The organism is Oleiphilus sp. HI0067, assembly GCF_001635735.1.
Window position 1 is genome coordinate 1 of the sequence record NZ_LWFI01000500.1, and the last position, 464, is coordinate 464.

A 464-nucleotide genomic window follows, 5' to 3' on the forward strand; every position below is an offset into this window, starting at 1 on the left:
TTGAAAAATCTGCGAATTGCTTGCGTTCAGGTGTAATAGTTAAGTTGGCAATGGCGAGTTCGGCTTGCCCTGACTCTAATTTTTCAAAGAGTTCATCACGCGTTACGGGGATTGCAATCACTGACAATGCGCGTCCTTTACGACGTTTCTTGTAACGCTTATTTAAGTACTGCTCAAAGGCATTGAGCATCTCGTAACTGAGACCGTGCTGGCGCGCTTTATCAAGAAAAAAATGTGTTTTGCTATAGGTAACGAGAACACGGATTGAGCCGCGCTCAATAATTTCAAACAGGTCATCGTGATGCACTGCGCTCAGTGCATCACGGAATTCGGCGTTCGCGACTGAATATAAATCTTCGGTTTCAGGCGTATCCTCTGAAGTAGATTTTTCTTCGGCGTCAACGGGTGTCTGGACATCGCCTGCGCTTGTGACGCTAGAGTCCGCATAAGACAAAGGGGCAATC

The 464-nt window shown here is 46.6% G+C and carries 1 protein-coding gene; it reads right to left on the reverse strand.

Features of this window, described 5'->3' with window-relative positions; genetic code table 11:
• On the reverse strand, nucleotides 1–464 hold a 464-nt coding region (locus A3739_RS05930), incomplete at both ends, for a transporter substrate-binding domain-containing protein (RefSeq protein WP_197472099.1).